Raw genomic sequence first — 23,831 nt, forward strand, 5'->3', positions numbered from 1 at the left:
GCCGGTGCGACTCTTCCTGTCCAGCTACCGATTCGGCAAGCATCAGGACCGGCTCGCCGAGCTGGTCGGTGCGCCGGGCCGGGTCGCCGTGATTCCCAACGCGTGCGACGCCTGGCCGGACATGTGGGCGTCGGCGGTGACCAGCGATCTGGTTCCGTTGCGCAAGCTCGGGTATGCGCCGGAGGTGCTGGATCTGCGCGATTACGTCGGGCGCGCAACGGAATTGGAGCATCGGCTCGCCGAGTTCCCGCTGATCTGGGTGCGCGGCGGCAACACCTTCGTACTACGCGCCCAATTCGCCCGCAGCGGAGCGGATCTCGCACTGACGCGGCTGCTCGAAGCCGACGCGCTCGTCTACGCCGGGTACAGCGCGGGCGCTTGCCTGCTGACGCCGGACCTGCACGGACTGGAGTCCGCGGACGATCCCGCCGAGGTGGAACCTGTGTGCGGGGTCGAACCGCGTTGGGACGGGCTGGGTTTGGTCGACCACCGGATCGTCCCGCACGTCGACTCCCCCACCGACCCGGAAGGGTTCGGCAACCGGCTCGCGGCCCAGTACCGCGCCGCCGGGATCCCCCACTGGGCGCTCACCGACGACCAAGTGGTCGTCGTCGACGGCGCCGCACCCGAACTCCTGCGCTGACATTCGCACCCCGACCGGCAGAGAACGACACCGACCGCACTCGCTACCCCCAGCACGAGTTCGGTTGCTTCCACACATCTTTCATACGCCTCACATAGTCGGTGCCTATGTGAGGCGTACGAACGGTATGTGGGAGCGGTCAGATCGCGTCGGCGGGGCGTGTGCGGAAGACGATCCAGCGCATGGCGGCATACATATAGATGGCCTCGCAGGCGCCCGCGAGTAGGCGGGAGAGGTGGTATTCGAGGCCGAGCGCGGTGAGTCCGCCGCCGACGCCGAGGATGAAGGCCAGGTAGTTGATCACGACGACCACGACGTACACCGCGGCCTGTCTGCCGACGGGCGCGTGGGAGTGGAAGTTGAAGGTGCGGTTGAGGACGAAGGCGAGTCCGAACGCGCAGATGTAGCCCAGCGTGATCGAGACCGGCACCGGCCAGTTCCACCAGCCGTGAAAGATGGTGAGCAGTACCAGGTCGACGCCGAAGGTGAAGCTGTTGATCAGTGCGAAGCCGAGGAACGTCGGCGGGACGATCCGGTCCAATCCCAGGGGCAGCCGCGCGACGACGAGCTCACACCAGCGGGTGAACCGGTCGGCGAGGGAGTCGGCGGTGACGGCCAGATCGTGCACGCGGCCAGAATGGCAGCGGCAGGTGTCCGCGAGGTGAGCTGTTGGCAAACGTCCGCCGGGTTGCCCCGCTCAGCCGATCTGTCCGAGGGGTTCGGGGCGGTCCAGGCTGGACCAGGCCATCAGCCAGCGGCGGCGGGTGACGTCGTCGGCGTCGGCGAGGAGGGCGTCCAGCAGGAGCATGGGGTCGCGGCGCCATTGGTCGGCGATCGTCGCCAGCGCTTCCTTGTCGAAGAGGCCCGAGCGGTCGAGGGCGGTGAGCCAGGTACCGAACTCGCCCGCGTGGATGCCGCGCAGCGCCTCCAGATCCACGGCGCCGTCGGCGAACTCGTCGGCGAACAGCGCGCCGATGAGCTCCCGGTAGTCCGGTGATTCGACCCGCATGCCGTCAACCCTCCGAATGTGTGGCAGGTCCCCGGAATGGTCGAACGATCCGTCGGCCGCGCGCGTCCACCGTCACGACGACGGCCGATCCACGCACGGCGAGCCCCTGCACCCGGCATTCTTGCCCGGCGCGCCAGGAATTACCAGCCCGGAAACAACGGCCGCCCGCGCTTTCGACAGCTTCCGCGCTCTCCCCGCACTACTGTGAACAACCGTGGACCTGCATGAACTCGTCGCCGCACTGCCCGAGGGCGCGGTGCTCACCGACCCCGATTTGCTGATCGGCTACCGGCAGGACTGGGCGCGCGATCCCGGGGCAGGAACGCCCGCGGCGGTCGTCCGCGCGACCTGCACCGCGGATGTTGCGGCGACGTTGCGTTGGGCGCACGCCCACCGGGTGCCGGTGGTTCCGCGCGGCGCGGGATCCGGGCTCTCGGGGGGCGCCACGGCGGTGGACGGCGGGATCGTGCTGAGCACCGAGCGGATGCGGGCGATCACCGTCGACCCGATCACCCGGACCGCGGTCGCGCAGCCCGGCCTGTTGAACGCGGAGGTCAAGCGGGCGGTCGCCGAGCACGGGCTCTGGTACCCGCCGGACCCGTCGTCCTTCGAGATGTGCTCGATCGGCGGCAACGCGGCGACCAACGCGGGCGGGCTGTGCTGCGTGAAATACGGGGTCACCACCGACTACGTGCTCGGCATGGAAGTGGTGCTCGCCGACGGAACCGCGGTGCGGCTCGGCGGCCCCCGCCTGAAGGACTCCGCCGGGCTCTCGCTCACCAAGCTGTTCGTCGGCAGCGAGGGCACGCTCGGCGTGATCACCGAACTGACCCTGCGCCTGCTGCCCGCCCAGCCGGTGCAGAGCACCGTGGTCGCCAGCTTCGCCTCGCTCACCGCCGCCACCGAGGCCATCCTCGGCATCACCGGCACGCTGCGGCCGTCCATGCTCGAGTTCATGGACTCCATCGCCATCAACGCCGTCGAGGACGAGATGCGGATGGGGTTGGACCGCGCCGCCGCCGCGCTGCTGGTCGCCAGGTCCGACGCGCCGGGCGAATTCGCCGCGCGCGAGGCCCAGATCATGGTCGAGGCCTGCGAAAAGGCCGGAGCCACCGAGGTTTTCCACACCGAGGACGCCGAGGAAGGTGAGGCGTTCACCGCGGCGCGGCGTTTCGCGATTCCCGCCGTGGAACGGCTCGGGCCGCTGCTGCTCGAGGACGTCGGGGTGCCGCTGCCGCGCCTCGGTGATCTGGTCACCGGCATCGCCGCCATCGCCGAACGCAATGACGTGACCGTCTCGGTGATCGCGCACGCGGGCGACGGCAACACCCACCCGCTGATCGTGCACGACCCCGCCGACGCCGACAACACCGCCCGCGCGCACCGCGCCTTCGGCGAGATCATGGACCTGGCCATCACCCTCGGCGGCACCATCACCGGCGAACACGGCGTCGGCAGGCTCAAGAAGGACTGGCTGCCCGATCAACTCGGTCCGGACGTGATGGCGCTGACGCGGCGCATCAAGGACGCGCTCGACCCGCACGGCATCCTCAACCCCGGCGCGATCCTCTGACGGACGGTCGCGCGGCGGGCGGCTTATACACTCGGCACACCCGACCGGGCCGGAACATTCCCGCGCATGAAGGAGTTGGCACCACCATGACCACCAGGCTCGAGCACAACGCCGCCGACACCCGATTCGAGATCTACGTCGACGACACCCTGGCCGGGTACGCCGACTACGCCGAGCGCGAGGACACCAAGGTCCGCGACTTCCACCACACCATGACCTTCCCGGAGTTCCGCGGGCAGGGCGTCGCGGCCAAGGTGGTCGAGTACGCGCTTCAGGACTCCAGGGACGCCGGGTTCTCCGTGGTGCCGACCTGCTGGTACGTCGAGAAGTACATCGCCGACCACCGCGAGTACGCCGACTTGGTCGCCTGAGGCGTACCTCCGCGTTCGCTCCCGCCGTGCGCGGTTCATCGGTCGACCGCGCACGGCGCTTTCGATGGCGGTCAGCCGCGCTCCCGTAGGTACTCGGCCAGAATCGGGCCGATGACCGCGAGTGCCTCGGGTGTGGTCAGTCGGTTGTGTTCGTGACCGGTCTGATGGTCGACGATCGCCCCGCTGACGTAGGGCCGCCAGGTGTCCACGTTCGGCGAGTAGCCGGGCCTGCCGCTGGTGCTGCTGAAGAACAGCAGATCACCGTCGAACACGCCGGGCCGGTAGTCGGCCGCCTGCCGGACCAACTGCTGGTAGTCCAGGTACAGGCGTTCCAAAGCAGCGGCGTCCAGCGCGCCGAACGCGCCACCGGCCATCGCGCCCACCGCACCACCTGCCGCGTCGCCCAACAGACCCCCGCCACGCAGGAGTCCGGCCGCGCGCTCGGCCAGCGGCTGGTCGCCCGCCAGTTCGTCCGGGTCGATACCGCCGAACTCGGCGAGCAGAACCTCCGGCGGCGGCATCTCCGTCGCACTCTCGGGTTCGACGTCGGCCCGACCGTCGATGATGACGAGCGCCGACACCGTCGCCCCTCGCCGTTGGAGTTCCACGGCGACCGCGTGGGCCAGCGGTCCACCAGCCGAATACCCGAGCACGCGGTAGGGGCCGTCCGGCTGAGCGTCACGCATCTCGTCGACGTAGCGCACCGCGCGTTCGGTCAGCGTCATGTCCGGTTGCGCCGCGGCGACGCCCGGCGATTGCAGCCCGTACACCGGATGGCCTGGATACAGATGACGCACCAATCCCGCGTAGCCCCAAGCCAATCCGATCGCCGGATGCACGCAGAACAGCGCGGGGCCGCTGCCGGACGGACGCAACGGCAGTAGCGGTCGCAGCGCGGGATCGGTACCGCCCGGTCCCTCCTCCGGTTGCTCCACGATGCGCTGGGCCAGCGCGCCCGGCGTGGGATCGCCGAACATCCACTGCACCGGTATGGCGTAGTCGAGCCGTTCGCGCAGTTCGTCGACCAAGCGGATCGCGACCATGGAGGTGCCGCCGAGTTCGAAGAAGTTGTCGTCCAACCCGACTCGTTCCGCGCCGAGCACCTTCTCGAAAGCGCTCACCACCGCATGCTCGGTCCTGGTGACCGGCGGCCGGTAGGGCAGATCGGTGCGCCGCTCGGCCAGGCTCGGCGGTGGGTCGTAGACAGCCGTGCCGGGCGGTGCGGTGACATCGATGTCGCCGAGCACCAGCTCCGGGTTGGTGGTGACGGCGTCGAGCAACTCGACGTACCGATCCGCGAGGGTCCGCGCGGTGGACGGTTCGAACAGGTCGAGGGCGAACGTGAGGCTGCAGTCGATGCCCGCGGGCGCTCCCTCCTCATCGAACTGCTCGTCGAGCATCCACTCCAGATCGAATTTCGCTCCGATCGCGGGCATCTCGATCGCGCGGACCCCGAGTTCTGGCACCGAGCCGGGATTGAACTCGAAGTTCTGGAAGGCCAGCAGCACCTGGAACAGCGGATGGTGGGAGGTGGAGCGTGCGGGCGCGACCACCTCGACCAACCGCTCGAATGGCATATCGGCATTGCCGAAGGCATCCAGGTCGCCGTCTTTCGTCGCGGCCAAGAGGTTTTCGAACGTTTCCTCGGGACGCACCCGACTGCGCAACACCAGGGTGTTGACGAACATGCCGACCAGCTCGTCGAGTTCTCCGTCACCGCGCCCGGCGATGACCGTGCCGATCGCGACGTCCTGCTGCCCGGAGATGCGGCCGAGCAGCACGGCGAGGGCAGCGTGCGCCACCATGAAGATACTCACGCCGTGCCACCGAGCGATCTGCCGAATGCGTTGCTGCACACCGACCTCGATGTGGAACTCGATCATGCCCGCGCGATGGGTGGACATGTTCGGCCGCGGATGGTCGCTGGGCAGCGACGTCACATCGGGCAGTCCGTCCAGCGCGCCACGCCAGTACTCCAGCTGCCGGTGCGCCAGACTGTCGGGATCGTCGTCGGCGCCGAGCAACTCGTGTTGCCACAGCGCGTAGTCGGCGTATTGCAGTGGCAGCGGCTGCCATTGCGGGGCGAATCCCGCGCGGCGAGCCGAGTAGGCCACCAGCACGTCGCGGGCCAACGGCGCCAGCGACGAGCCGTCGCAGGCGATGTGGTGCATGAGGACAACGAGTACGGTGCGCTGCGGTTCGATACGGAACAGCTCCACGCGCAGCGAGAGTTCGGTGGTCAGATCGAAACCACGCGCCGAGGCCGTGGCGACCATCCGCGGGACGGAGTCCGCATCGACATCCGAGACACGAACCGGCACAAAGGCTTCCGCCACACCACGGACATCCTGGTACGGCTCGCCCTCGGCGTTCACCGGATACACGGTGCGCAGCGTCTCGTGGCGGGCGATGACGTCCATCAGCGCCGCCTGCACGACCGCGACATCCAGCTCACCCTCCACCTCCAGCGCGAGGGGCACGTTCTGCGCGGGCGAGGCGGGGTCGTAGCGGTTGAGGAACCACATCCGCCGCTGCGCCGCCGAAAGCGGGACGTAGGTCGGCCTGCGGCGCGGGCCGGGACGCGGCCCGGGCGCCGCCGCCGAGGTGCGCACCGCTTCGGCCAGTCGCGCGACGGTCGGAGCGTCGAACACCATCCGCACCGGGACGCGACTGTTCAGCGCGGCGCCGAGGCGCGCGGCGATCCGCGTCGCGATCAGCGAATTCCCGCCGAGCGCGAAGAAGTCGTCGTCCAGACCCACCCGTGGCACGCCGAGCAGTTCGCCGAAGGTTTCGGCCACGATCCGCTCGGTGGGCGTCGTCGGCTCCCGGAAGCGGCCCGCGCGGATGTCGGGAGCCGGGAGCGCCCGCCGATCGAGCTTGCCGTTCGCGGTGCGCGGCAGAGCGTCGAGCACGACCAGCGCCGACGGCACCATGTACGACGGAAGTCGCTGCGCCAGAGATGCTTTCAGCGCCTCGAGATCGATCGGCGCGAGGCCGGACGAGACGGTGCCCGAGTACTCGCCGTCCAGCGCACCGCCATCCTCCGCCATCTCGCGCACCTCGTCATCGAGCGCGTTCCCCAGCGGCTCACCGTCGATCACCAGCGCCCCCTGAGGCTCAGCACCGTTCGCCGCCACGTCGCGCGGCCCGGCGTCGACTGCCGCCGCATCGCTCGAACTGGCATCCGCTGTGTCCGCCTCGGCCTCGAACGCCGCCTCACCCGGACCGGCAGCACCCGCCGCGGCCTCGCGCAGCTCAGCCTCGGCTGTCTGCGTCTCGCGCACACCGGTAGCAACTGCCGCCGCATCCTGAGGCTCGGCGTCGAGAGCCCTGACCGGCTCGGCACCGCTTGCCTCCGACCGGGTCGCCCCGGCCTCGACCGACGCCGCTGCACCCGCACTGACATCCACTGCATCTGCCTCGCGCGCCCCGCTGTCGGCTGTCTTCGCCTCACCCGGCTCAGCACCGTTCGCCGCCACACCACGCGACCCAGCATCACCTGCCGCAGAATCCTGCGACCCGGCGTCAGCTGGGTCCATCGCGCGCAACTCGGCGTCGCGTGATTCGGGCGGCTCAGCACCGTTCGCCGCCACCCCGCGCACCTCGGTATCGAGGGCGTGCGCCAGCGGCTCGGCGTCGACCGCCGTTACCTGATGTGCCGGGGCGTCCGCTGCCGCCGGTTCGACCGCGTCGGCCTCGGGCGCCGTCTCCTCGGGCGAGCCGATGACGTGCGGCACCACGTAGCCGACGAGCAGTTCGCCGACGGACGGGTCGGTGTAGACCGTCACCGCGGCTTGGTGGACGGCGGGGTCGCTGACCAGTGCCGACTCGATCTCGCCGAGTTCGATGCGGAGACCGCGCAGTTTCACCTGGAGGTCGCCGCGGCCCAGGTAGTCCAGTGTGCCGTTGCGTCTGCGCACCAGGTCGCCGGTGCGGTACATGCGTTCGCCGGGCGCGCCGTAGGGGTCGGCGACGAAGCGCGCGGCGGTCAGCGGGGATCGGCCGTGGTAGCCGCGGGCGAGGGCGTGGCCGGACAGATACAGTTCGCCGACGACGCCGTCCGGCACCGGGTGCAGCCGCTCGTCGAGCACGCGGACCGCGAGACCAGGGGCAGGGCGACCGATGGTGATCTCGTCACCGGGCCGTAGGGCATCGCTGCCCGTCGCCCATACCGTGCTCTCGGTGGGCCCGTAGTCGTTGAAATGCAAGCGTTCCGGCGCGGCCCACTGCTCGACCAGTTCCGGCGGGAAGGGCTCGCCGCCGTTGATGATGCCGCGCAGCGCGGGGGCCGGGCCGAGTGCCGCGGCGTCCACCGAGCCGAGTGCCGACGGCGAGAGCGCGATGTGCGAAACGCGCTCGCGGGCAAGCAGTTCACCGAGCTCCGGCCCGCCGAAAGCGGTGGGACCGGCGATCACGAGCGTGGCGCCGGCGCCGACGGCCATCAGCAGCTCGAGCACCGCCGCGTCGAAGCTCGGGGACGCCACGGCGAGCACGCGCGAGTCCGCCGCGATGCGCATCCGATCACGTTGGGCGACGGTGAGATTCGCCAGCCCCTCGTGCGTGACGACGACACCCTTCGGTCGTCCGGTGGAACCCGAGGTGAAGATGACGTAGGCCGGATTCTGCCAGCGCACCGGTGCCGTGCGTTCGGTGTCGTCGATCGGCACTCCGGTGGCCGAGTCGACCAGATCGGCGGTGGCCGGATCGTCCAGCGCGAGCCAGTGCACCGGCGCCTCACCGGAGTCTTCGCCGGAATCGTCGAAGCCAGCGCCCGGCAGCGTCGGCGCGACGGCACAGACCGTGACCCCGAGCCGCGCCCCGGAATCGTCCAGGATCTGGGTGATCCGCTCGGCCGGATAGGCCGGGTCGATCGGCACGAACGCGGCACCTGTCTTGGCCACCGCCCACACCGCGAGCACCGCGGGCAGCGAGCGCCGGATGGCGATCGCGACCAGCCCTTCCGGGCCCGCGCCTGCACCGATGAGCACCCGCGCCAACCGATTGGCGTGCTCGTCCAGCTCGCGGTAGGTGAGCCGGGAGACCCCGTCAACCACCGCGACACCGTCCGGATTGCCCGCCACCGCCGCAGCGAGCAGCTCCGGCAACACGGTCGGTTCCGCCACGGAAGGCTGGGCTTGGAGATCGAGGGCCGCGGACTCTTCCGCGTCGAGCAGGTCGACATCACCAACGGGCGCTTCCGGAGCCGCGACAACCGCGCGCAACAAGCGCAGCCAGCGATCCGCGAACCGCTCGACGGTGTCCTGGTCGAACAGATCGGTGGCGTAGCCGAAGCGGATCGTCAGGCCCGACGTCTCGTCCGGCGCCACCGTGACGCTCAAATCGAAACGCAGGCTCTGCTGTTCCAGCTCCACCGGAGCGACATGCAGATGGGACAGTGCGAGCTCGACCGGTGCGAGATTCTGGAACACCAGCATGACCTGGACCAGCGGATGCCGCGCCGCCGAGCGAGCCGGATCGAGCACGTCGACCAGGCTCTCGAACGGGATGTCCGCGTGCGCGAAGGCATCCAGATCGGTGCGCCGCGTCTCGGCGAGCAGGTCGGCGAACGCGGCGGCCGAGTCGATCTCGGTGCGCAGCACGACGGTGTTGACGAACATGCCGACCACGTCGTCCAATTCGGCCGCGCCGCGACCAGCGACCGGCGTGCCGATCGCGATGTCCGAAGCGCCGCTGAGTCTGGAGAACAGGGCCGCGAGCGCGGCGTGCAGCACCATGAACAGCGAACTGTGGTTTGTCCGGCCGAGTTCGTCCAGCGCGGCGGCCAATTCGGCATCGACCGTGCGCAGTACAGTGCCGGCGCGCAGCGACGGGATGGCGGGACGCGGCCGATCCGCGGGCAGCTCGAGCCGGTCCGGCAGATCCTTCAGTGTGGTGGTCCAGTAGTCGAGCTGCGCGGCGAGCAGGGATTCCGTGTCGTCGGCGGAACCGAGCCGCTCCCGCTGCCAAAGCGTGTAATCCGCGTACTGCACCGGCAATTCGGTCCAGCCGGGGACGGCACCGCTGGATCGCGCCGCGTAGGCCGCGAGCACGTCCCGTGCGAGCGGCCCCATGGAGAACCCGTCCGCGCTGATGTGGTGCACCACCACGACGAGGACATGCTCGCCGTCGGCGACGCGGAACAGGCGCAGCCGCAACGGAACCGCCGCCGCGACATCGAATCCCGCAGTGACGCACTCCAGTACGGCGGCCGGAAGCTCGTCCGCCGTGATCGCGATCGGCTCCGGGTCGAGTTCCACCGCGTCCGGTGGCAGCACGACCTGGTAGCCGACGCCGTCGCGCGCCGGGTACACGGTGCGCAGGGCCTCGTGCCTGGCGAGCACATCGGTCAGCGCCGCGCGCAGTGCGGCCACGTCCAGGTCGCCGCGCAGGCGGAGCACCGCGGGGATGTTGTACGCGCCGGATTCCGTGTCGTACTGGTTGACGAACCACATCCGCTGCTGCGCGGGCGCGAGCGGAATGTGCTCGGGCCGCGGACCGGAGCGGGGCCCGATGCTGGGACGCGCACCGTCGCCCGCAGCGGGCAACCGGGCGGCCAGCCCGCGCACCGTCGGCGCCTCGAACAACAACCGGACCGGCACCTCGATGTCGAGTGCGGCCCCGAGCCTGGCGGTCACCCTTGTCGCGGACAGCGAATCACCGCCGAGCGCGAAGAAGTCGTCGTACGCGCCGACACCGGGCCGATCGAGTACCGCGCCGAAAACCTCGGCGACGACGCGTTCGACGCCGATCGGAGGCACGTATTCGACTGCGACGCATTCCGGTTCGGGCAGCGCGCGCACGTCGACCTTGCCGTTGCCGGTCACCGGCAGGACGTCGAGCACGGTCACCGCCGCGGGCACCAGGTGGCGTGGCAGGCGGCGCACCAAATGGTCGCGCAGGCGCGCGCCGTCGAGTTCGGCACCCGTCGTCGGAGCCACATAGGCCGCGAGCGCCAGGTCGCCGGTGGGTCCGCGCCGCGGCACGGTGACCGCGAGCCCGACTCCAGGCACATCGCGCAGCACCGCGTCGACCTCGCCGGGTTCGACTCGGATGCCGTGCAGCTTCACCTGGGAATCGTTGCGGCCCATGTATTCCAGGCCGGTGCACGAGACGCGGCGCACGAGATCGCCGGTGCGGTACATCCGGTCACCGGGAGCGCCGAACGGGTTGGGCACGAACCGAGCGGCCGTCAGACCGACGCGGCCGTGGTAGCCGCGCGCCAGACCGGGCCCCATCAGATACAGCTCGCCGATCGTCCCGACCGGCGCGGGCCGCAGCCAGCGGTCGAGCACGACCAGACCGAAGCCCGGCATCGGCGCGCCGAGTTCGGCGGCCTCGCCGGGGACCAGAGCCGCGCTGAAGGTCGCGGCGACGGTCGCCTCGGCCGGTCCGTAGGAGTTCATCATCGACCGGCCTGCGCCGACCCTGGCGGTGAGCTCGGGCGGACAGACCTCGCCACCGGTGACCACCGTGCGCACGCTGTTCCACGACGCGGTCGAGAGCGTGGCGAGCACGGCGGGCGGCGCGACGACGTGGGTCACCTCGTTCGCCACGATCACGGAGGTCAGCTCGTCGCCCGCGGTCGCCGCCGCGGGCGCGACGACCAGCGTGGCGCCGGTGTAGAAAGTGGACAGCCACACCAGCGTCGCTGCGTCGAAATTCGGGTTCACGCTGAGCAGGACGCGATCGCCCGGCCTGGCCCGCATGCGCGCCGCGGTGCCCGCCGCGAGCCCGCCGAGTCCGGCGTGGGTGACCACGACGCCCTTGGGCGTTCCGGTGGATCCCGAGGTGTAGATCAGGTAGGCGGGGTGTTCCGCGCGCAGCGGGCGCGGCCGGTCGGCGTCGGTGATCGCCGCGTCGGAATGGTCCGTCAGCTCGGCGCGCAGCACCGGATCGTCGAGCAGCAGCCAGGACACCGTGCCGCGCAGGCGGTCTCGGTGTTCCGCGGTGGTGATGCCGAGCGGCGCGCCGCTGTCGGCGGCGAGCGTCGCGAGGCGTTCCTCGGGATGGTCGATATCGACGGGGACGAACGCGGCGCCGGACTTCGCGATCGCCCACACCGCGACGAACCAGTCGACAGACCGCGACAGCGCGAGCAGCACGCAGGTCTCCGGGCCAGCACCGGCCGCGATAAGCTTGCGCGCCAAGCGATTCGAGCGGGCGTCGAGTTCCGTGTACTCGATCGCTTGCGCGTCGTCCTCGACCGCGACCCGACCGGGACGCACGCCGGAACGCAGCAGATCGGGCAGCAGCCGCATCGGCTGCGGTCGGGAGCGCAATATCTCGGCGCGCTCCACGCCGCACACGCCGGCGGCTTTGGCCGCCGGGTCGGCGGCCATGCGGTCGAGCATCCGCACCAAGCGGTCGCCGATCGCCTGTGCCTCGGCGGCATCGAAGAAGCCGGTGGCGCAGCTGAGGATCAGCCGCAGCGTGTCGCGCGCGTGCGCGGCCAGCGACAGCGGGTAGTGGGTGCCGTCGCGGCCGCGGAAGTCCCGTACCCGCAGCGCCGCGTGCTCGGCGGCGCTGCGCAGGGCCGTCGCGTCCACCGGATAGGACTCGTAGACGATCGCGGTGTCGAAGAGCACGCCGAGCCCGGCGGCGGACTGGATCTCGGTGAGCCCCGCGGTGTGGTGGTCGAGCAAGGCGCCCTGCTCGCGCTGGATCCGGCGCAACAGGTCACCGACCGGCTCGGCGGGATCGAGGGCGATGCGCACCGGAAGGGTATTGACCAGCATGCCGACGGCGCGCTCCGCGCCGGGCAGATCGGCAGGGCGGCCGGAAACCGTTGCCCCGAAGACGATGTCGGTCTCACCGGTCAGCTCGGCGAGCAGCATGCCCCAGGCGCACTGCACCACCGTGTTGAGGGTGACGCCCTGGTCGGCCGCCATGCGCTGGAGGGCGAGGGCGCTCGCCGGTGTGAGCGGCAGCTCCAGATCCAGCTTCCCGGAGCCGGTGCGCTGCGGGGCGCGGCCCGCGGTGACCAGTGTCGGGCCGGGCAGTCCGGAAAGTGCGTCCGTCCATGCCGCCGTCTCGGCGGCGCGGTCCCGGCGCGTCAGCCACGCGAGGTAGTCGCGGTAGGAGACCGGCTGCGGGAAACCCGCTCCGTCCCCGCCGCTTTGGTACCGCGCGAGCAGTTCGGCGAGCAGCAGCGGCATGGACCAGCCGTCCAGAACCAGGTGGTGGTTGGTGACGAGCAGGCGAATGTCGTTCTCGCCGCACCGCGCGCACACGAACCTGACCAGCGGCGGACGGGCTGGGTCGAACGGCGCGGCCAGCTCGCGGGCCGCGAACGCGTCGAACTCGTCGGGGTCGACATCGACTGTGCGCCAGGGGACCTCGACGTCGGCGAGCACGATCTGCACCGGCTCGTCGGCGCCCGCGACGAACGCGGTGCGCAACGCTTCGTGTTGCCGCACGGTCGCGGTGGCGGCGGCCGCGAGTCGCTCGATGTCCACCGCTCCGTCGAATTCGAACACCGCCTGCACCGAGTACTCGTCGGTGCGGCCCGCGGCCAGCTGCGCGTGGAAGAGCAGACCGTGCTGGAGCGGGGCGAGCGGCCAGACGTCCGTCATGGCGGGATACCTGATGGCCCAGGCATCCAGCTGGCGCTGACCGACCGAGACCAGGGGCAGATCGGAGGGCGTCAGTTTGCCCGCGTCGGGCTCCGCCAACTGGCGCGCCAGTTCCTCCAGAGCGGAAATCCATGCACTGGCGAGGGATTCGATTTCGGCACCGTCGACGACCTTCGAGGCGTACCGCCACACCGCTTGCAGCACCGAACCTTTCGGGCGTTCGACCACCACCGCGTCGACGGCGAGGACCGCCGAAGCAGGCAGCTCGGCGCCGCCGCCCAGACTCGCCGCGAGCGAGACCGGCAGCCACGGCACCGCGTTCTCCGACGCTTCGGTGTCGCCCTCGGCCACCTGGCCGAGGTAGTTGAATCCGAGCTGCGGGTCCGGTGCCGCGCCGAGGACGGCGGCGGTCTTCGGATTCGAATGCCGCAGCAGGCCGAAGCCGATGCCGCCGCGCGGGACGGCGCGCAGTTGTTCCTTCACCGCGGCGAGCGCGTCGAGCGGACCGGCGTCGCCGATCTCCAATCGGACGGGGAACTGGCTGGTGAACCAGCCGACGGTGCGGGAGAGATCGGCGCCGGGAACGGCGGCCTCCTCGCGGCCGTGCCGCTCCAGCATGACCAGCGCGGGGCCGGATTCCGCACGGTGCTCCGCGAGCACCGAGGCCAGCGCGGTCAGCAGCGCCTCCTCCATACCGCAGCGGTAGGTGGCAGGCAGCCGGTCGAGCAGCGTCGCGGTGGTCGCCGCGGGCAGGCTCAGTTCGAGGCGCTCGACGGTGTCGCCGGTGTCCACGTTCGGGTCGAGCCCGCGGCGGCCGAGCGGCGGATCGGGGGTGGCGAGCACGGCGGCCCAGTGGTCGGCCTCGGCGACCCACGACTCGGTCGTCGCCGCCTCGGTGAGCGCGTGCGCCCACGTGCGCATGGAGGTGCCGACGGAGGGCAGTTCGGGCGTCTCGTCGGCGTGCGCCTGCGCCCATGCGGAGATCAGATCGGCGATCAGAATGCGCCAGGACACCGCGTCGACGGCCAGGTGGTGGATGACGAGAACGAGCCTGCCCGCCACTTCCGTACCGGCATCGAGCCAGGTCGCCGCGACCATGATCCCAGCCTCCGGCGCGAGCCGCGCGGTGGCCGCCGCGACGACGGATTCGGTGTCCACGCCGTCGATTTCGAGGACCCGTACGCGCTCGAGCAGCGTCTCGGCCGCGATCGTCCCCGGCGCCGCGACCTCCAGTCCGCCGCGAACCACCCTGGCGCGCAACATGTCGTGTCGGTCGAGCACCGCGCCGAGGGTGCGGACCAGTTCGGACTCGCTCAGCCCGGTGGGCAGGGCGAGCACAACGGATTGGCCGAACCGCTGCCATCCCGGCTGCTCCAGCAGCCAGTCCACGATCGGCGTTCTCGGCAGGAAACCCACTCCACCGCCGGGCAATTCGGCCAGCGCATGCCGCTCGCCGGGGGCTGCGACCACCGCAGCCAGCGCTGCGGGCGTCGGATGCTCGAACACGTCGCGCGCGGAGAACACCAGATCGGCCGCCCTGCCGCGGGCGACCAGCTGGATGGACAGGATCGAGTCGCCGCCGAGCGCGAAGAACGACACGTCCGCGCCGACCGACGGCACGCCGAGCACTTCGGCGAACAGTTGGCACAGAACGCCCTCGACCTCCGACGCGGCGGCCCGCGGCGCCTCTTCGGCCATCGGCTCAGGCAGCGCGCGCCGGTCCACCTTGCCGTTGCCGGTGATGGGCAGCGCGTCCAGCACGGTGATGGCGCCGGGCACCATGTGGCCGGGCAGCCTGCGCATGCAGAATTCGCGCAGGCTCGGCACGTCCAGTTCGGCGGTCTGCGAATCGTGGTGTACCGGAACCACATACGACGCGAGCATGGCGCGTCCGGACGCGCCGGTGCGCACGACAGTGACGGCGATCTCCACCTCCGGGTGCGAATCGAGCACCGCGTCGACCTCGCCGGGTTCCACCCGCATCCCGCGCAGCTTCACCTGGAAATCGCTGCGGCCCAGGTACTCCAGCACGACACCGTCGGCTACGGCCGTCTCGCCGGACGGTTCGACCGAACGCCAGTAGACCAGGTCGCCGGTGCGGTACATCCGGCTGCCCGCCGGTCCGAACGGGTCGGCGACCAGACGTTCCGCCGTCAAACCGGGGCGTCCCGCGTATCCGCGTGCCACGCCGGGTCCCGCGATGTAGAGCTCGCCGGGTGTGCCGATCGGCACCGGCGCGAGCCGCTGATCGAGGACAAGCAGCCGCGCGCCCGGCACCGGCCGACCGAGGCCCGCGGGGCGTTCGAGGTCCATGGCATCGGTGAAGGTGGCCGCTACGGTCGTCTCGGACGGGCCGTAGGAGTTCACCAGCCTGCGGCCGGAACCGAAGCGCGCCACCAGTTCCGGCGGGCAGATCTCACCACCGGTGGTCACCGCGAGCACGCCGTCCAAGGCGTCGTCCGGCAATGTGGCGAGCACGGCGGGCGTCGAGCACAGGTGGGTGATCCCGTATTCCGCTACGGCGGAAGTGATCTCGGCGCCCGCCATGGCGTCGCCACGGCCGATCACCAGCGTCGCGCCGCTGCCGAAGGCGACGAGCAGTTCCAGCAGCGACGCGTCGAAACTCGGGTTCAGGCAATGCAGCACGCGCGAACCGACCTCGGGTCGATAGGCCTCGCGCACGGCGGCGGCCAACCCCGCGATCCCGGAGTGCGAGACGACGACGCCCTTCGGCACGCCGGTCGACCCGGAGGTGAAGACAACATAGGCGGCGTGCTCGAGGCGCAGATCTCGCCGCGAGTCGGCCGCGTCGTCTCCTGATGTGGGCGCATCGAGAACCGCCGCGTCCGTGTCGATCTCGATCCACCGCACTGTGTCGGGCAGCCGGGATGCTTGCTCGCGGGTGGTGATACCCAGTCGCGCACCGCATTCCGACGCCATCTTGGCGACCCGCTCGGCGGGGTTACCGGTGCCCAGCGGGACGTAGGCCGCGCCGGAACGCACCACGCCCCAGAACGCGAGCACCGACTCCATCGAGCGCGGCAGCGCGACGAGCACCGACTCGTCCGGCGCCGCACCGAGCCGGGTCAGTTCTCCGGCCAACCCCTTTGCGGCGCTGTCGAGTTCGCCGTAGGTAAGGGTGCGCTCGCCGTCCATCACGGCCACGGTGTCCGCGCCCGCCGCGCGCAGTCCCTCGTCGAGCACATCCGGCAGCAGTCTGGGGGCGGGTGGCGTTGGGCCGTGCGCTCCTTCGCGCAGAACAAGCTCGTCGTCGAGGAAGTACTCGACCTCGCGGACCGGGGTGTCGGGGTCGGCGTCCAGCAGCGCCTCGAACAGCTTCAGGAACCGCAGGTGATGGCGGGCGAGGGATTCCTCGTCGTAGAGATCGGGGTTGGCGGTGAAGTCGAGATAGATCGGCGCCTGCGCGCCGTGCTGGTAGATGTTGACGAACAAGTCCTCGATCGGGCCGGACGTGATCACGTGCAGATCGGTCTCGATGCCCGTGAAGTGCACCTCGGCGGGGAACAGCATGATGTTGACCACCGGGCCGACGATCCCGCGACCGCCCGCGACCGCCGCCGCGCCGTCCGCGCCCCGCCGGATCTCCTCGTGCCGAAAACGCTGGTGGCGCAGGGCGCCCGAGACCTCGAGCCGGATCGCGTCCACGATCTCGGCCATGGTGCTGCGCTCACCCACCGTGACCCGCAGCGGAACGATATTGGCCAGCATGCCGCCGGAGCGGCGCAGCATCGCGGTGGTGCGTCCGGAGACCGGCAGGCTGAGCACCACATCGTGCGCGCCGGTGGCCTGCGCGTAGTAGACAGCGAGCGCCGCCATCGCGATACCGGGCGTGCCGACGCCGTAGCGCGACGCGGCGGCGTCGAGTCGTGCCTTCGTCTCGTCGGAGAGCCGCTGCCGGTGCTGACGTCCGAGTGCGTGCGCCGGCGCGGCGCCCGGCACCAGACTGCACCGTTCTGGCATGTCCGACATGCGCTGCGACCAGTACTCCGCGTCGGCGGTGAATCGGCTCGACTGCCGGTAGCGCACTTCGTCGTCGTAGATCTCGCGCAGCCCGGACGCCTTGCACGGTGACGGCTCCTCGCCTGCCAACGCCGCGTTGTACAGCTCGGCGACGCGATACAGCCCCGTCGCGGACGCGAAACCGTCCAGCGCGATGTGGTGCGCGCGCGAGTACCACAGCACGCGATCGGGGGCGACCCGGATCAGCACCGACACACCAGGACGCTCGTTGATCAGGTCCACCGGGGCGGCCACGTCCACCCGCATCCAGCGCATGGCCTCGGCGTCCGGGTCCTCGGCATCGCTGAGGTCCAGGTAGCTCAGATTCGTGTGCAGGCTCGGATCCACGACCTGATAGGGCTGGCCGTCACGAACCCCGAACCGCAGCAGCGCGGTCTCGTACTCGTGGGCGACTCGATGCGAGACCTCGATCAGCGTGTCGACATCCAGCGGCCCGCGCATCTCGATGTATTGCGCTTCGTTCAGCGGCACCGAAGGATCCAGCTGCTGTGCGTACCACATGCCGAGCTGCGCGGGCGAGAGCGGGAAGCCCTCGTTCTCGCTCACGTCGATGCCCCGCGCGGCCGAAAGTCCGTGCGTCATAGTCGATCCCCTTGATTCGAGTCAGCCGGCTCTACGCGTCGTTGCGGAAATCGGCGTGGCGTTCTTTCTGGTCGGTGACGCGCCGTTCGTCTCCGGCTCCTCCAGGAGCTCGTAGGCGGGCACGTCGGTATCGGAGCTCGCGGTCAACCGGCTGACCATCACCTGCCGCACATGGGCGGGCAGCGTGGGAGCGAACTTCTTGACATAGGCGGCCATCCACTCCGGCCGCGCGAGCAAGAACGGGAAGTCGGTGGTCATCATGCTGCGCACGACGAGCATCGGAATCGGCGAATCGAGCGGGTGGAAGTCCTTGTTCCACAACCCCGGCTCCTTGCAGCCGGGGTAGAACTGCCCCAGCATGAAGCCGCGCTCGACGAACCTCGACTTGAGCTCCTCGTGCAAGTCATCGATCAGCGAGAAATCCCGGAGGTCCGGCAGCACGGTGACGAGGGCGCGCAGCGCCGAGCCGCCGCCCTCGGTCGGAGCCAGCCGCCCGAACAGCTCGAGCGCGTCTTCGATGACCAGTCGCACGTACGGCGGCCACGGACGGACGCCGGGCACCCGGCCGACCCACATCAGATCGCGGCGCAGCGACGGCCGGACGTACGGGCAGACCGGACCCTCACGACCGAGCTCCGGAATATGGCCGGTCAAATAGTCCTCGGCCCAGGTCCGCACGAAGTCGACGGTGGACTTCGTGTGCGGACACGAAATATCTGTGTCGGACAGGGGGAACCAATTCATTCCCGACCGCGGTCCGATGACGATCTCGCCCATCACTCACCTCGACACACAGCGAGGTCGAGTGCGGTTTCGCGAACCCCCGGACAAATGAGTAGTCGATCACCCGATTTTCTCGAGAAGTGCATATCCAGAACATGTGCGGTATGGCGTAACACGCGTCAGCTCCTGCCGAAGTACCCACGAAGCGCCCGTTCAGGTGCCTCCTATCAGCGAGGATCGACGTCAGCCTCCAAAAGCCCCGACCGGCTTCCGAAATAATCCAGCTATCAATGTTTATGGGCCGGCAGGTCTCGAAACGAGCTACTTCGCGGACACGATGAGGCAACCGATCGGACTCGGATGCGTGTCACCGAACAGTTGGCAGAACAAAAAAGGAGACGGCCGGGTAACAACCCGGCCGTCTCCAGTTCGGCGTGGTGCGAGCGTCAGCCGCGCAGCAACGCCCTGGACATCACCACACGCTGGATCTGGTTGGTGCCCTCGTAGATCTGGGTGATCTTGGCGTCGCGCATCATCCGCTCGACAGGGAAGTCGGTGGTGTAGCCCGCGCCGCCGAAGAGCTGGACGGCGTTGGTGGTGACCTCCATGGCCACGTCCGAGGCGAAGCACTTGGCGGCCGCGGAGATGAAGCCGAGGTTCTTCTCGCCGCGCTCGGCGCGGGCGGCCGAGGTGTAGACCATGAGGCGGGCGGCCTCGATCTTCATCGCCATGTCGGCCAGCATGAACTGGGTGTTCTGGAAGTCGGCGATGGCGGTGCCGAACTGCTTGCGGTCCTTGGTGTAGGCGATCGCCGCGTCCAGCGCGCCCTGGGCCAGGCCGACGGCCTGCGCGCCGATGGTCGGGCGGGTGTGGTCGAGGGTCTGCAGCGCGGTCTTGAAACCGGTGCCCGGCGCGCCGATGATGCGGTCGCCGGGGACGCGGCAGTTCTCGAAGTACAGCTCGGCGGTCGGCGAGCCCTTGATGCCGAGCTTGTGCTCGAGCGGACCGACGACGAAGCCCTCGTCGTCCTTGTGCACCATGAACGCGGAGATGCCGTTGGCGCCCTTGTCGGCGTCGGTCACGGCCATCACGGTGTACCAGGAGGACTTGCCACCGTTGGTGATCCAGCACTTGGAGCCGTTGATGATCCAGTCGTCGCCGTCCTGCTTGGCGCGGGTGCGCATGGAGGCGGCGTCGGAGCCCGCCTCGCGCTCGGACAGCGCGTAGGAGGCCATCTCACCGTTGACGATGTCGGCGAGCACCTTCTGCTTCAGCTCCTCGGAGCCGTTCAGGATCAGGCCCATGGTGCCGAGCTTGTTGACCGCGGGGATGAGCGAGGAGGAGCCACAGACGCGGGCGACCTCTTCGATCACGATGCAGGTGGCGACCGAGTCGGCGCCCTGGCCGCCGTAGGCCTCCGGCACGTGCACGGCGTTGAAGCCCGCGGCGTTCAGCGCGGTGAGCGCCTCCTCCGGGAAGCGGGAGTTACCGTCGACGTCCTTGGCGTACGGCGCGATTTCCTTCTCCGCCAGACCGCGGATGGCCGCCCGCAGTTCGTCGTGGAAGTCCTCGAGCTTGAACAGGTCGAAATCGGGGTTTCCCGCCATGGGACACGCTCCTGGGTGGTGGGCTCGAGCCGCGGTCGGCGGCCGGCGTTCATCTCGGCACTCAGTGCCACTTCATGCGCCAGTATACGCACAGAATTCCGTGCCACGTGGGGTGATCTTCTGGCACTGAGTGTCAACGCTGGGGTGGGTGGCTCAGATCACAGACTACCGAGTTTGCGGGTCAGCAGATCGGCGACCTGGCGCGACGGCATGTCCCTCGGAAACACCGCGACCACCATCTCCTCCGCGTCGTGGGCCCGGCCGCGTCCGCGCGGAATGGCCGCCAGCTCAACCCGCAGATCCGCGGCGCCCGCGTCCGACTCGCCGCGCACCATCCGGCGCAGCAGATAGTTGTGCGTGGCGGTGACCGCCGCGGTGAACTGCACCCTGGCCAGATCGGGCGCGTCCGGCAGACGCTCGCGCAGATAGTCGGTGAACAGGCGCTCGTAGCGGAACACGGTGACGATCTCGCGCTCGCGCAGGGCGGGCACCCGGCGCACCACCTGGTAGCGCCGCGCCGCGATCTCCCGCCACTGCGTGAACCGCTCGAAGACCTGCACGACGGCCGCGCACACGGCATCCCACGGATCCTCGTCCTGCGCAGCCGCCAGGTAAGCCGCCGCCTGCGCCAGCTGCGACTCGTGATCGGCGAAGATCACGTCCTCCTTCGACCGGAACTGCCGAAAGAACGTCCGCCGGGAAATCCCCGCCGCCTCCGCGATCTCGTCGACCGTCGTCGCCTCGTACCCCTTGTCCGCGAACAACCGCAGCGCCTGATCCACCACGGTCAACCGAAACCGCGCGGGATCCTCCCCGGCCCGCACCCGCCCACTCTCCTCAGTTGCCACGGACAACACCGTATCCACCGGAGGACGGATAGCCGCACCACATCGCAAGCCGTTTCGGTTATTTCGATTGTTTCGTATAATTCGAGTAGAGAGGAGGTTCTCATGGCCGGAACCCATATCGCCAAGCGCATCGAGCCGGGTGAGATCGACGCCGAGGTCGCGGCGCGCGCTATGCGGCGAATCAAGGACTACCTCATGCGCCATCCCTCGGAGGAGACCATTCGCGTCGACGGTGAGACCGGCGACAACGCCCTCATCCTCCCCCGCGAGGTGGTCAATATGGTGGCGTTCATCCTCGCCCAAGCCGCCGAAGGTCGAGGGGTCTCGATCGTGCCGTCGCACGCCGAGCTGACGACCCAGCAGGCGGCGGACATGCTCAACGTCTCGCGGCCTTACGTCGTTCGGTTGCTGGAGGCCGGTGAGATCCCCTTCCGGCTCATCGGCACGCACCGCAGGATCAGGTTCGACGACCTGAAGGACTATCAGCGGCGCAGCGAGGCGACGAGCCGGGCCGCGGCAGACGAGCTGTCCGACCTCGGACAAGAACTCGGCATCTGACCATGTCCTTCGTAGTCGTGTACGACGCCAACGTCCTCTACGGCAACACCCTCCGAGACATGCTCATCCGTCTCGCCAGATCCGGTGTCGTCCAGGCGAAGTGGACCAACGCGATACTCGACGAGACACTCCGGAACCTCGCGGACAAGCGACCTGACATCCCGGCTTCCAAGCTCCGTCGGCTTCGCGAGCTGATCGTGGGCGCGGTGCCGGACTGCCTTGTCGAGGCGTACGAGCCGCTCATCGAGGGTTTGAAGCTGCCAGATCCCGACGATCGGCATGTTCTCGCGGCCGCGATCAAGGTGGGAGCACAGGTGATCGTCACGGCGAACCTGCGAGACTTCCCACCAGAGCAGCTGGCGGCGTGGAACATCGAAGCCCGAAGCCCGGACGAATTCGTCCTCGACCAGATCGCCCTCGACGACCGGATCGTATGGGCGTGTGTGCAGCAGATCGCCGACTCCCGTCGCAATCCACCCGAATCCGTGGACGAGATCCTCGACGCATTGGAAAGCGCCGGCTTGGTCGAATCCGTGGCAGCCCTGCGATCCGGTCGCCGCTGGTGAACAGCGACCGGGCGTCGCAGATCAGCCCAGGAGTTTGGTGCGGAGGGCTTCGTCCTTTTCGAGGACCAGTTTTTCGAGGTCGGCCTGGAATTGGGTCATGCGGGTGCGCAGGGTCGGGTCGGCGGCGGCAAGGATGCGGACGGCGAGCAGGCCCGCGTTGCGCGCGCCGCCGATGGAGACGGTGGCGACCGGGACGCCCGCGGGCATCTGCACGATGGAGAGCAGGGAGTCCATGCCGTCGAGGTACTTCAGCGGGACCGGCACGCCGATCACCGGAAGCGGGGTCGCGGAGGCGACCATGCCGGGCAGGTGCGCCGCGCCGCCCGCGCCCGCGATGATCACCTGGACGCCGCGATCGGCCGCCTCGCGCGCGTAGTCGAGCATGCGCTGCGGCGTGCGGTGCGCCGAGACCACACCTACCTCGAACGGCACGCCGAACTCGGCGAGCGCCTCGGCGGCCGCCTCCATGGTCGGCCAGTCGGAGTCGCTGCCCATGATCAGGCCAACTCGAGGATTACTCATGGGGATCCCATCCGTCGGTCCACACCGCGTGCGACATCCAGTGCGCCGCCCGCTCTGCCTTCTCGCGCACCTCGGCCACGTCGTCGCCGAGGACGTTGATGTGCCCGATCTTGCGATCGGGACGTTCGCCCTTGCCGTACAGGTGCACCTTCGCGTCGGGCATCCTGGCGAACAGGTGGTGCAGCCGCTCGTCCATCGACATCTCGGGCGCCTGCTCGGCGCCGAGGATGTTGGCCATCACAGTGACCGGAGCCAGCGGGCTGGTGTCGCCCAGCGGGTAGTCGAGCACGGCACGCAGGTGCTGCTCGAACTGCCCGGTGCGCGCACCGTCCATGCCCCAGTGGCCGGAGTTGTGCGGGCGCATCGCCAGCTCGTTCACCAGCAGCGCGCCGTCGTGGGTCTCGAAGAGCTCGACGGCCATCGCGCCGACCACGCCGAGCTCGGCGGCCAGGTTCAGCGCAAGGGTCTCCGCCACGGCGGCCTGCTCGTCGGCCAGATCCGGCGCGGGCGCGATCACCACCGCGCACTGCCCCTTGCGCTGCACGGTCTCCACCACCGGCCAGGTCGCGGCCTGCCCGAACGGCGAACGGGCGACCATCGCCGAGAGCTCGCGCTTCAGATCGACCTTCGCCTCGGCGAGCAGCCGCACACCGTGCGCGAGCTGATCGGTGACGATCCGCTCGGCCTCGGCCGCGTCGGCGGGCATCCAGACACCGCGGCCGTCGTAACCGCCGCGCACCGCCTTGAGCACGAACGGCCAGCCGTGCTCGTCGCCGAAGCGCACCGCGTCGGAGGGCTCGGCGACCGGGGTGAACGCGGGCACCGGGACGCCGAGCTCGGCGAGCTTGGTCCGCATGGCCAGTTTGTCCTGGGCGTAGACCAGTGCCTGCGGCGGCGGCGCCACGTTGACGCCCTCGGCGACCAGCGCCTCGAGGTGCTCGGTCGGCACGTGCTCGTGGTCGAAGGTCAGCGCGTGCGAACCGACGGCGGCCTTGCGCAACGCGGCGAGATCGGTGTGGCTGCCGAGGACCACGTCGGGACTGACCTGCGCGGCCGGGTCCTCCGGGTTCTCGGCGAGCACCCGGAGCCGCTGGCCGAGCGCGATGGCGGCCTGATGGGTCATTCGCGCGAGCTGACCGCCACCGATCATGGTGACGGTGGGCATCGCGGCTTGATCGAAGGAACGGGTACTCACGTCGTGCAATCTTGTCATGTC

The 23,831-nt window shown here is 69.8% G+C and carries 13 protein-coding genes; 5 read left to right on the forward strand and 8 right to left on the reverse strand.

Annotation, left to right across the window (positions count from 1 at the left end; translation table 11 throughout):
• Positions 1–4 precede the first annotated feature (4 nt).
• Positions 5–643, forward strand: coding sequence for a Type 1 glutamine amidotransferase-like domain-containing protein (locus tag NAM01S_RS20645; protein WP_067787679.1), 639 nt, complete (start codon positions 5–7; stop codon positions 641–643).
• 139 nt (positions 644–782) lie between these two features.
• Here the strand turns inward: NAM01S_RS20645 and NAM01S_RS20650 are convergent, their stop codons facing one another.
• Together NAM01S_RS20650 and NAM01S_RS20655 are read right to left on the reverse strand one after the other, a co-directional pair.
• A complete protein-coding gene (locus NAM01S_RS20650) occupies positions 783–1,271 on the reverse strand; it encodes a GtrA family protein (RefSeq protein WP_067787681.1) in 489 nt (162 codons plus the stop codon).
• Between the two features lie 69 nt (positions 1,272–1,340).
• Positions 1,341–1,652, reverse strand: a complete 312-nt coding sequence (locus tag NAM01S_RS20655; RefSeq protein ID WP_067787682.1) for a hypothetical protein — start codon at positions 1,650–1,652, stop codon at positions 1,341–1,343.
• 214 nt (positions 1,653–1,866) lie between these two features.
• Between NAM01S_RS20655 and NAM01S_RS20660 the strand changes: the two genes are divergently transcribed.
• Complete coding sequence (locus NAM01S_RS20660; protein WP_067787689.1) at positions 1,867–3,225, forward strand: FAD-binding oxidoreductase; 1,359 nt, start codon at positions 1,867–1,869, stop codon at positions 3,223–3,225.
• Between the two features lie 86 nt (positions 3,226–3,311).
• Positions 3,312–3,596 (forward strand): GNAT family N-acetyltransferase, encoded by a 285-nt coding sequence (locus tag NAM01S_RS20665; protein ID WP_067787690.1) that lies wholly within the window; start codon positions 3,312–3,314, stop codon positions 3,594–3,596.
• A 71-nt stretch (positions 3,597–3,667) separates the two neighbouring features.
• On the opposite strand, the gene NAM01S_RS20670 is transcribed toward NAM01S_RS20665, so the two are convergent.
• The 4 genes from NAM01S_RS20670 to NAM01S_RS20685 all read right to left on the reverse strand — a co-directional run bounded on the left by NAM01S_RS20670 (position 3,668) and on the right by NAM01S_RS20685 (position 20,969).
• Complete coding sequence (locus tag NAM01S_RS20670; RefSeq protein WP_067787692.1) at positions 3,668–17,791, reverse strand: non-ribosomal peptide synthetase; 14,124 nt, start codon at positions 17,789–17,791, stop codon at positions 3,668–3,670.
• A gap of 21 nt (positions 17,792–17,812) precedes the next feature.
• Positions 17,813–18,469 carry a DUF6875 domain-containing protein gene (locus NAM01S_RS20675; protein WP_174554838.1) on the reverse strand — a complete coding sequence of 219 codons (657 nt, stop codon included), beginning with the start codon at positions 18,467–18,469 and terminating at the stop codon, positions 17,813–17,815.
• A gap of 491 nt (positions 18,470–18,960) precedes the next feature.
• Complete coding sequence (locus NAM01S_RS20680; protein ID WP_067787697.1) at positions 18,961–20,121, reverse strand: acyl-CoA dehydrogenase; 1,161 nt, start codon at positions 20,119–20,121, stop codon at positions 18,961–18,963.
• A 158-nt stretch (positions 20,122–20,279) separates the two neighbouring features.
• Positions 20,280–20,969, reverse strand: coding sequence for a TetR family transcriptional regulator (locus NAM01S_RS20685; RefSeq protein WP_097247122.1), 690 nt, complete (start codon positions 20,967–20,969; stop codon positions 20,280–20,282).
• A gap of 102 nt (positions 20,970–21,071) precedes the next feature.
• Here NAM01S_RS20685 and NAM01S_RS20690 point away from each other — a divergent pair, with 102 nt between their 5' ends.
• Positions 21,072–21,527 carry a helix-turn-helix domain-containing protein gene (locus NAM01S_RS20690; RefSeq protein ID WP_067787700.1) on the forward strand — a complete coding sequence of 152 codons (456 nt, stop codon included), beginning with the start codon at positions 21,072–21,074 and terminating at the stop codon, positions 21,525–21,527.
• 2 nt (positions 21,528–21,529) lie between these two features.
• Entirely contained in the window at positions 21,530–22,093 is a 564-nt protein-coding gene (locus NAM01S_RS20695) for a PIN domain-containing protein (RefSeq protein ID WP_067787702.1), read from the forward strand.
• A gap of 21 nt (positions 22,094–22,114) precedes the next feature.
• Here the strand turns inward: NAM01S_RS20695 and purE are convergent, their stop codons facing one another.
• Positions 22,115–22,615, reverse strand: coding sequence for a 5-(carboxyamino)imidazole ribonucleotide mutase (gene purE, locus NAM01S_RS20700; protein ID WP_084483120.1), 501 nt, complete (start codon positions 22,613–22,615; stop codon positions 22,115–22,117).
• The gene (locus NAM01S_RS20705) at positions 22,608–23,828 is read right to left on the reverse strand and encodes a 5-(carboxyamino)imidazole ribonucleotide synthase (RefSeq protein ID WP_067787706.1); all 1,221 of its coding nucleotides are present in this window, start codon (positions 23,826–23,828) and stop codon (positions 22,608–22,610) included. The genes purE and NAM01S_RS20705 overlap by 8 nt, the downstream gene beginning before the upstream one ends.
• Between the last annotated feature and the right edge of the window lie 3 nt (positions 23,829–23,831).

It is taken from the genome of Nocardia amikacinitolerans NBRC 108937 (genome assembly GCF_001612615.1).
Lineage (GTDB): Bacteria > Actinomycetota > Actinomycetes > Mycobacteriales > Mycobacteriaceae > Nocardia > Nocardia amikacinitolerans.